We start from the raw sequence: 9,244 nt of genomic DNA, 5'->3' as shown, positions 1-9,244 counted from the left end.
GAGCGCACTGCGGCGTCCGCGGCGGCGGCGGTGGTGATTCATGTGTTGGCTGAGCAGGCCACCCTGGAGGGTTCCAGTGACAACCCGGGGTATTTGCGTGGGTTTGGGATTCTGCCCGCCGAATCGGTGCGGGAGTTGGCTGCCACGGCCAAGCTCAAGCCGGTGACCGTTCCTACCGCGGTGGCGCCGGATCCGGGGTATCGGCCGAGTGCGAAAACCGTCGAGTTCATCAGGTGGCGGGATGTGACGTGTCGCTGGCCCGGTTGCGACAAACCCGCGCAGAAATGCGACATCGACCACACCAAACCCTGGCCCGATGGGCCCACGCATGCCTCCAACAACAAGCCGTACTGCCGGATTCATCATCTGATCAAAACGTTCTGCGGCTGGTTCGATGAACAGCTGCCCGACGGCCGGATCGTGTTGCGTTCCCCGAGCGGGCATGTCTACACCACCGAAGCCCACGGCGCGGCGATGTTCCCCGCACTGGGCCAATCCACCGGCGAGCTGACGATCCCACCAAGTTTGCAGGAACATGCGACGGACCGGACCGCAATGATGCCGCGACGCAAACAAACCCGCGAGCAAGACCGCCGCGACCGGATCAACGCCGAACGCCGTGAACGCACCGAACTCATCGCCGAAGAAGAACGCCAACGCCAAGCCTGGCTCGCCCAAAACTACGAACCACCACCGTTTTAGCGGCGGCGACGACGTGATAGTCGCGATCGTCGGGCTCCAGAAGCATGCTGGCCATCGTCTAAAGGTCGTAGGCCAGAGATCGACATGCTTTCGTCGGTGAGATACCAAGAGGTGCAACCGGTATTCCACACTGTCGGGCCGAGCGCGGCTGCCACGTCGTTGAATCGCGTCGTTACTTCTTCGGCGACTTCAACCGTATCGATCTCGCCGTCGCGGAATCGTTGCAGCCAATGTGTGATGTAACCGGGCGCTGAGTTCCGTCGAGTACTGCAGCGACCTCTCCGCCAGTTTGGGCAAGGTCCTCCAAATGCTCACCGCCGGCGTGGAATCCGCGGACAACCCGACAATCTTCGTCTGGCTACCGGACAACCCTTCTAGCGGGCCTGCGATTCTGGCATGCTGAACGCCATGACGGAGCCGCAGTTCGGTGGCAACGAGTTCGGGAGCCAGCCGCCTCCACCCCAACCAGAGCCGGGATATCCGCCACCGCCGGGCCAGTACCCGCCCCCGGGCCAGTACCCGCCCCCGCCCGGTCAGTACCCACCGGTGTACGCCGATCCTTCCGCGCCCTACGGGCGCCACCCGATAACGGGCGAACCGCTGTCCGACAAGTCCAAGGTCGTCGCCGGCTTGCTGCAGTTGCTGGGATTGTTCGGCGTAGTCGGCATCGGTCGGATCTACCTCGGCTACACCGGCCTCGGGATCGCACAGCTCGTCGTCGGAGTCCTCACGTGCTTCATCGGTGCCGTCGTCTGGGGGATCATCGACGCGGTGCTGATCCTCACCGACAAGGTTCGCGATCCCGCAGGCCGGCCCCTTCGCGACGGAACCTAGCAACGCGTTCTGGCATGCTGGGGCCATGACCGATCCGTCGCAGTTCGGTTCGAGCGGAGAGGGTGTGCCGCCACAGCAGCCACCCCCGCCTACGGGCTATCCGCCGCCAAACTTCCCGTACCCGCCGTATCCGGGCGCGTACGCGGATCCCGCTGCTCCGTACGGACGCCATCCCTTCACCGGTGAGCCCCTTTCGGACAAGTCCAAAACCATCGCTGGGCTACTTCAATTGCTTGGACTTCTCGGCTTCCTCGGCTTTGGCCGCATCTACATCGGCCAGACCAGCCTGGGAATCGTGCAGCTTCTCGTCGGGCTGTTCGGCGGCATCGTCATCGGCATATTGACCTGTGGAGTCGGCTTCCTTATCCCGGTGATCTGGGGGATCGTCGACGCGATCGTCATCCTCAGCGGCAATGTCCGCGACAACTACGGGCGGCCCCTGCGCGATGGCTGACACCACCACCAGCCGGGGACGGCTATACGGCACACTCAGCACGGGCGCCGTTCTGGCGGGCGGGCTCACCTACATCGGCCTCAACGATCCCCACCGTCCAGGCTCGCTCTTTCCTCCTTGCCCTTTCAAGGCGATGACAGGCTGGAACTGTCCCGGCTGCGGCGGCCTCCGCATGACTCACGATCTGCTCCACGGCGACCTCAGCGCCGCGATTGTCGACAACGTCTTCCTACTCGTCGGCCTGCCTCTGCTCGCCGCCTGGCTTCTGACGCGCCGGCGCCGCGGCCAATCCTTGATGCCCGTGTCGGCGATCGTCGTCATCGTCGTCGCCACCGTCACCTGGACTGTGGCACGAAATATGCCCGGGTTCCCGCTGGTCCCGACCCTTCTCGAGGGGTAGCGGCCGACCTGCGCTGATACACTCGACATTCGGGCCGGTGCAGTCCCAGACCAGATTTATCCGGACTGCGGAGGTACTTCCAATGCTGTTTTCGGCGTTGCCCGATCGTCAGGGCTTGTATGACCCCGACAACGAATCGGACTCGTGTGGCGTCGCCATGGTCACCGACATCCAGGGTCGCCGCTCGCACGCCATCGTCGCCGACGGGCTGACCGCTCTGGAACACCTCGAACACCGGGGTGCCGCAGGTGCCGAGCCCAACAGCGGCGACGGCGCGGGCATCCTCATCCAGCTGCCCGTCGAACTCCTCAAAGCGGTCGTCGACTTCGAGCTCCCACAGCCCGCCGACGGCGCCAACACCTTCGCCGCCGGCATCTGCTTCCTGCCCCAAGACCCCGTCGCCCGAGCCGACGCCCGCCAACACATCGAAGCCATCGCCGAGGAGGAGTGCCTCCAAGTCCTTGGCTGGCGCAAGGTGCCGGTGGATCCGGACGGCGCCGGGGTCGGCGCGACGGCCCTGAGCTGCATGCCCCACATGTCCCAACTGTTCGTCGCCGCACGGGACGGCGCGAGCGGCATCGAACTCGACCGGCGCGTCTACCCTCTGCGCAAGCGCGCAGAACGCAGCGGCGTGTACTTTCCGTCGCTGTCCAGCCGGACCATGGTGTATAAGGGCATGCTCACCACAATGCAACTGCCCCAATACTTTCCGGATCTGCGCGACGAAAGATGCGTGAGCGCTATCGCGATCGTGCACAGTCGCTTCTCCACCAACACGTTTCCCTCCTGGCCACTGGCCCATCCGTTCCGCTTCGTGGCGCACAATGGCGAAATCAACACCGTGCGCGGCAACCGCAATCGCATGTATGCCCGCGAGGCCATGCTGGAAAGTGCGCAAATCCCTGGCGAGATGTCCCGGCTCTCTCCGATCTGCACACCGGAGGCCTCCGACTCCGCGTCCTTTGACGAGGTGCTCGAACTACTGCACCTCGGCGGCCGCAGCCTGCCCCACGCCGTTCTGATGATGATCCCAGAGGCGTGGGAGAACAACACCACCATGGATCCCGCGGAGCGGGCGTTCTGGCAGTTCCACGCCTCCCTGATGGAACCCTGGGACGGTCCCGCGTGCGTGACCTTCACCGACGGCACACTCGTCGGAGCGGTGTTGGACCGCAACGGATTACGGCCAGGGCGTTGGTGGCGCACCATCGACGACCGCGTCATCCTGGCCAGCGAGAGCGGCGTGCTCGACGTGCCGTCCGCCGAGATCGTCGCGAAGGGCCGTCTACAACCCGGCAAGATGTTCCTCATCGACACGGCGGCCGGCCGGATCGTCTCGGACGACGAGGTCAAGGAGAGTCTGGCCGGACAGGAGCCCTACGGCGAATGGCTGCACGCCGGTCTGCTCGACCTGAAGACCCTGCCTGACCGCGCCCGCCTTCAGCCCAACCACGAATCCGTTGTGCGCAGGCAGATCTCGTTCGGCTACACCGAGGAAGACCTGCGTATCCTGCTCACGCCTATGGCGGCATCCGGCGCCGAACCGCTTGGATCGATGGGAACCGACACCCCGACCGCCGTGCTCTCCCAGCGGTCCCGGCTGCTCTACGACTACTTCGTCGAACTCTTCGCGCAGGTGACCAACCCGCCGCTGGACGCGATCCGCGAAGAAGTCGTCACCTCCATGTCCCGCGTCATGGGCCCCGAACATAATCTCCTCGAGCCGACGGCCGCGTCCTGTCGCCAGATTGTGCTGCGCTGGCCGGTCCTCGACAACGACGAGCTCAACAAGATCGTCCACATCAACGACGACGGGGAGCACCCCGGCCTCAAGACCGCCGTCCTGCGAGCCCTCTACGACGTGGAACGCGGCGGAGAAGGCCTCGCCGACGCACTTGAAGATCTGCGGTTAAGGGCAAGCGATGCCATTGCTAAAGGCGCTCGCACACTGGTCATTTCGGACCGCGACTCCGATCACACCAAGGCGCCTATTCCGTCGCTGCTTGCCGTCTCCGCCGTGCACCACCATCTGGTGCGCACCAAGGAGCGCACCACGGTCGCGCTGGTCGTCGAAAGTGGTGACGCCCGCGAAGTCCACCACATCGCCATGCTCATCGGTTTCGGTGCCGCAGCCGTCAACCCGTACCTGGCCTTCGAGTCGATAGAAGACCTCATCCGCGAAGGCGAACTCACCGGCATCGAGCCCGCCGCTGCCGTGCGCAACTACCTCAAAGCGCTCGGCAAGGGCGTCACGAAGGTGATGAGCAAGATGGGCATCTCCACCGTCGCCTCCTACACCGCGGCCCAGGTCTTCGAGGCCGTCGGCATCGACCGCGACGTCATCAACGAGTACTTCACCGGCACGCCAACCCAACTCGGCGGGGCCGGGCTCGACGTCCTCGCCGAGGAGGTCAAGCTGCGCCATCGCAGGGCCTACCCGGAGAACCCCACCGAACGGGTGCACCGCCGCCTCGAGGTCGGCGGCGAGTACGCGTTCCGTCGCGAGGGCGAGTTGCACCTGTTCACCCCCGAAGTGGTGTTCCTGCTTCAGCATTCGACCCGGACCGGCCGCCACGACATCTTCGGTCAGTACTCCGACGAAGTGAACCGGCTGTCCCGCGAAGGCGGCACATTGAGGGGGTTGTTCGAGTTCAAGAAGGGCCTGCGTCCACCCGTGCCGTTGGAAGACGTGGAACCCGTCGATTCCATCCTCACCCGGTTCAACACTGGCGCAATGAGTTACGGCTCCATCTCCGCCGAGGCTCACGAAACCATGGCGATCGCCATGAACAACCTCGGCGGGCGGTCGAACAGTGGCGAAGGCGGCGAGGACGTCGACCGCCTCTACGACCCGAAACGGCGCAGCGCCGTCAAGCAGGTCGCATCCGGGCGGTTCGGCGTCACCAGCGACTACCTTGTCAACGCCTCCGACATCCAGATCAAGATGGCCCAAGGCGCTAAACCCGGTGAGGGTGGCCAGCTTCCGGGCTACAAGGTATATCCGAACATCGCCAAGACGCGGCACTCCACGCCCGGCGTCGGCCTCATCTCACCGCCCCCGCACCACGACATTTACTCCATCGAAGACCTTGCCCAGCTCATCCACGACCTCAAGAACGCCAACGAAGACGCTCGTATCCACGTCAAGCTCGTCAGCAGCGTCGGCGTCGGCACCGTCGCGGCGGGCGTGTCCAAGGCGCATGCCGACGTCGTGCTGATCTCCGGGTATGACGGCGGCACCGGTGCCGCACCGCTGACCAGCCTCAAACATGCGGGCGCGCCATGGGAGATCGGGCTTGCCGACACTCAGCAGACGCTTGTGCTCAACGGGTTGCGGGACCGCATCACCGTGCAGTGCGACGGTGGCATGCGCACCGCGCGCGACGTGATCGTCGCCGCACTGCTCGGCGCCGAGGAGTTTGGCTTCGCCACTGCGCCGCTGGTGGTCTCCGGCTGCATCATGATGCGTGTCTGCCACCTCGACACCTGCCCCGTCGGCGTGGCCACCCAAAACCCGGAGCTGCGAGCACGGTTCAACGGTAAGCCCGAGTTCGTGGAGAACTACTTCCGGTTCATCGCCGAAGACATTCGGCGCTACCTTGCCGAACTCGGGTTCCGCAGCATCGACGAGGCCGTCGGCCACGCCGAGATGCTCGACACGGCCAAGGGTCTGGCCCACTGGAAGAGCAAGGGTCTGGACCTGACCCCGATCTTCGCCGTGCCGACCGATGCCCACGGTGCCAAGCTGACCCAGCGGCGACGCCTCAAGGCACAGGACCATGGCCTCGACGAAGCCCTGGACCGCACGTTCATCCAGTTGGCCGAGGGCGCTCTCGAGGATGCGCACCCTGTCCGGCTCGAGCTGCCCGTGCGCAACGTCAACCGCACCGTAGGCACCCTGCTCGGTTCCGAGGTGACGCGCCGCTACGGCGCCCAGGGTCTGCCCGACGACACCATCCACATCACGCTGACCGGTTCCGCGGGCCAGTCCATCGGCGCGTTCCTGCCGCCGGGAATCACCCTTGAACTCGTCGGCGACGCCAACGACTATGTCGGCAAAGGCCTTTCGGGTGGGCGCGTCATCGTCAAGCCCGAAGACGACGTGCTGTTCCTTGCCGAGGACAACGTCATCGCCGGCAACACACTGCTCTACGGCGCCACCTCCGGCGAGGTGTTTCTCCGCGGCCGGGTGGGGGAGCGCTTCTGCGCCCGCAACTCCGGCGCGCTGGCCGTGGTCGAGGGCGTCGGCGATCACGCCTGCGAGTACATGACCGGCGGCAGGGTCGTCGTGCTGGGCAAGACGGGGCGCAACATGGCGGCCGGAATGTCCGGCGGCATCGCGTTCGTGCTCGGTCTCGACCCGAAGCGAGTCAACCCGGAAATGGTGGAACTGCAGCGCCTCGAACCCGAGGATCTGACGTGGCTGCACGACGTCATCGCCAGGCACGCCCAGTTCACCGGGAGCACTCTGGCCACCTCGATACTGTCCGACTGGCCAAGGCGCAGCGCGCAATTCACCAAGATCATGCCCCGCGACTACCAGCGCGTCCTGGAAGCCACCTTGGTGGCCAAGCGAGAGGGCCGCGACGTCGACACCGCGATCATGGAGGCCAGCCGTGGCTGACCCAACCGGCTTTCTGAAGATCCCCAGGGTCGAGGCGGCGAAGCGGCCGGTCGACGAGCGGGTCGGCGATTGGTACGAGGTCTACGAGCGCCAGGATCCCCACGAACGCGCGGGCGAGGTGTCGGAGCAGGCCGGCCGCTGCATGGATTGCGGAATCCCGTTCTGCCACTCCGGAACCGCGGGCTGCCCGCTCGGCAACCTGATCCCCGAGTGGAACGACCTCGTCAGGCGCGGCCGCTGGGACGCGGCCAGCGATCGGCTGCACGCCACCAACAACTTCCCCGAGTTCACGGGCCGGCTGTGCCCAGCACCATGCGAGGCCGCCTGCGTGCTGTCCATCGGCGAGGAGCAGACCGGCGGCAGCGTCACCATCAAGCGCATCGAGCAGGCGATCGCCGACCACGCGTGGATGTACGGCATCGTCGAACCGCAACCCGCTGCCATCTCAACCGGCAAGAAAGTCGCGATTGTCGGCTCCGGGCCCGCCGGACTGGCTGCGGCCCAACAGCTTACCCGCGCCGGCCATGACGTCACCGTCTACGAACGCGACGACCGGATCGGCGGGCTGATGCGCTACGGCATTCCGGAGTACAAGCTCCAGAAATCGACGCTGAACCAGCGTCTGGCCCAAATGCGGGCAGAGGGAACACGTTTCGTCACCGAAACCGAAGTGGGCGTCGACCTCACCGTCGAACAACTCCGCGGCCAGTACGACGCCGTCGTGCTGGCTGTCGGGGCGCTGAGGGGACGCGACAACGAGGTCGAAGGCCGCCACCTCAAGGGCGTTCACCTGGCCATGGAGCACCTGGTGCCCGCCAACAAGGAATGCGAAGGCGACGGGCCAAGCTCGCTTTCGGCCAGCGGTAAGCACGTCGTGATCATCGGCGGCGGCGACACCGGCGCCGACTGCCTCGGCACCGCGCACCGCCAGGGCGCTGCGTCGGTCACGCAGCTGGACTACAACCCCGAGCCTCCGGAGTACCGCGACGAATCCCAGTCGCCGTGGCCGACGTGGCCGCTGGTGCTGCGGACCCGCCTCTCGCCGGCGCACGCCGAGGGCGGTCACCGCCGGTACGAGGTCGCCGTGCAGCGTTTCCTCGGCGACGAGCACGGCAATGTGCGCGCCATGGAGATCGCCGAGGTGCGTGTCGAGCGTGACGCCGCGGGCCGGCGGCACATCACGCCGGTCGGACAGTCGCTGGAACTTCCCTGTGAATTGGCTCTCCTTGCCATCGGGTTCGACGGCGTCGAGCACATGCCGCTGCTGGACGGCCTCGGCCTCGAACTCAACAAGCGCGGCGCGTTGCCGTGCGGCTCAGACTGGCAGACAGAGGCCCCTGGCGTGTTTGTCTGTGGCGACGCCCACCGCGGCGCGTCGCTGATCGTCTGGGCCATCGCCGAGGGTCGCAGCGCAGCGCACGCCGTCGACGCGTACCTGATGGGAGAGTCCGATCTACCCGAGCCCGTCAAGCCGGGCGCGCTGCCTCTGGCAGTCGTCTGAACCGATTCACGACTATGCTCAGCAGACGTGACTAGACGCGGAAAGATCGTCTGTACCCTCGGCCCGGCCACCGCCACTGACGAGGCCCTCAGGACCCTGGTCGAGGCCGGCATGGACGTCGCGCGGCTCAACTTCAGCCACGGCGATTACAGCGACCACGAGGACAACTACAAGCGGGTGCGCGCCGCCTCGGACCAGACCGGACGTGCGGTGGGCATCCTCGCCGACCTGCAGGGCCCCAAGATCCGGCTCGGACGGTTCGCCTCCGGCCCCACCTACTGGGCCGACGGTGAGACCGTGCGAATCACCATCGACGACTGCGAAGGCACCCACGACCGCGTGTCCACCACCTATAAGCGGCTTGCCGAGGACGCCACGCCCGGCGACCGGGTCCTGGTCGACGACGGCAACGTCGGACTCGTTGTCGACAAGATCGACGGCAACGACGTGGTGTGCACCGTCACCGAGGGCGGCGCGGTCAGCAACAACAAGGGCATGTCGCTGCCAGGAATGAACGTGTCGGCGCCCGCGCTGTCGGAGAAGGACATCGACGACCTCGAGTTCGCAATGCGGCTCGGTGTCGACCTCGTCGCGCTGTCGTTCGTCCGCTCGCCCGCGGACATCGAACTCGTCCACGAGGTGATGGACCGCGTCGGCCGCCGCGTACCGGTCATCGCCAAACTCGAGAAGCCCGAAGCCATCGACAACCTCGAGGCCATCGTGCTCGCC

General features: G+C 66.0%; 7 protein-coding genes. All 7 read left to right on the top strand.

Annotation, left to right across the window (positions count from 1 at the left end; genetic code table 11):
• The coding region (locus VFH65_RS27985) for an HNH endonuclease signature motif containing protein (RefSeq protein WP_353326177.1) at window positions 1-702 on the top strand (702 nt) is incomplete at its 5' end.
• A gap of 408 nt (window positions 703-1,110) precedes the next feature.
• Window positions 1,111-1,536 (top strand): NINE protein, encoded by a 426-nt coding sequence (locus VFH65_RS27980; RefSeq protein ID WP_353326175.1) that lies wholly within the window; start codon window positions 1,111-1,113, stop codon window positions 1,534-1,536.
• Window positions 1,537-1,561: 25 nt separating this feature from the next.
• Entirely contained in the window at window positions 1,562-1,990 is a 429-nt protein-coding gene (locus VFH65_RS27975; protein ID WP_353326173.1) for an NINE protein, read from the top strand.
• Window positions 1,983-2,390, top strand: coding sequence for a DUF2752 domain-containing protein (locus VFH65_RS27970; RefSeq protein WP_353326179.1), 408 nt, complete (start codon window positions 1,983-1,985; stop codon window positions 2,388-2,390). Before VFH65_RS27975 ends, VFH65_RS27970 begins: the two co-directional genes overlap by 8 nt.
• Window positions 2,391-2,472: 82 nt before the next feature.
• A complete protein-coding gene (gltB, locus tag VFH65_RS27965) occupies window positions 2,473-7,014 on the top strand; it encodes a glutamate synthase large subunit (protein WP_353326171.1) in 4,542 nt (1,513 codons plus the stop codon).
• Window positions 7,007-8,515, top strand: coding sequence for a glutamate synthase subunit beta (locus VFH65_RS27960; protein WP_353326169.1), 1,509 nt, complete (start codon window positions 7,007-7,009; stop codon window positions 8,513-8,515). Before gltB ends, VFH65_RS27960 begins: the two co-directional genes overlap by 8 nt.
• 27 nt (window positions 8,516-8,542) lie before the next feature.
• Window positions 8,543-9,244 (top strand): pyruvate kinase (locus tag VFH65_RS27955; protein WP_353326167.1); only part of this gene is annotated, 702 nt, incomplete at its 3' end.

The sequence above is a fragment of the Mycobacterium sp. genome, from assembly GCF_035697385.1.
Taxonomy (GTDB): domain Bacteria; phylum Actinomycetota; class Actinomycetes; order Mycobacteriales; family Mycobacteriaceae; genus Mycobacterium.
The sequence above is the reverse complement of the archived record's forward strand: the minus strand, read 5'-3'. Positions and strand labels throughout refer to the sequence as shown.

Coding starts and splice junctions, on each gene's coding strand:
- VFH65_RS27980 (WP_353326175.1), top strand. CDS start 1,111: ATGACGGAGCCGCAGTTCGGTGGCAACGAGTTCGGGAGCCAGCCGCCT.
- VFH65_RS27975 (WP_353326173.1), top strand. CDS start 1,562: ATGACCGATCCGTCGCAGTTCGGTTCGAGCGGAGAGGGTGTGCCGCCA.
- VFH65_RS27970 (WP_353326179.1), top strand. CDS start 1,983: ATGGCTGACACCACCACCAGCCGGGGACGGCTATACGGCACACTCAGC.
- gltB (WP_353326171.1), top strand. CDS start 2,473: ATGCTGTTTTCGGCGTTGCCCGATCGTCAGGGCTTGTATGACCCCGAC.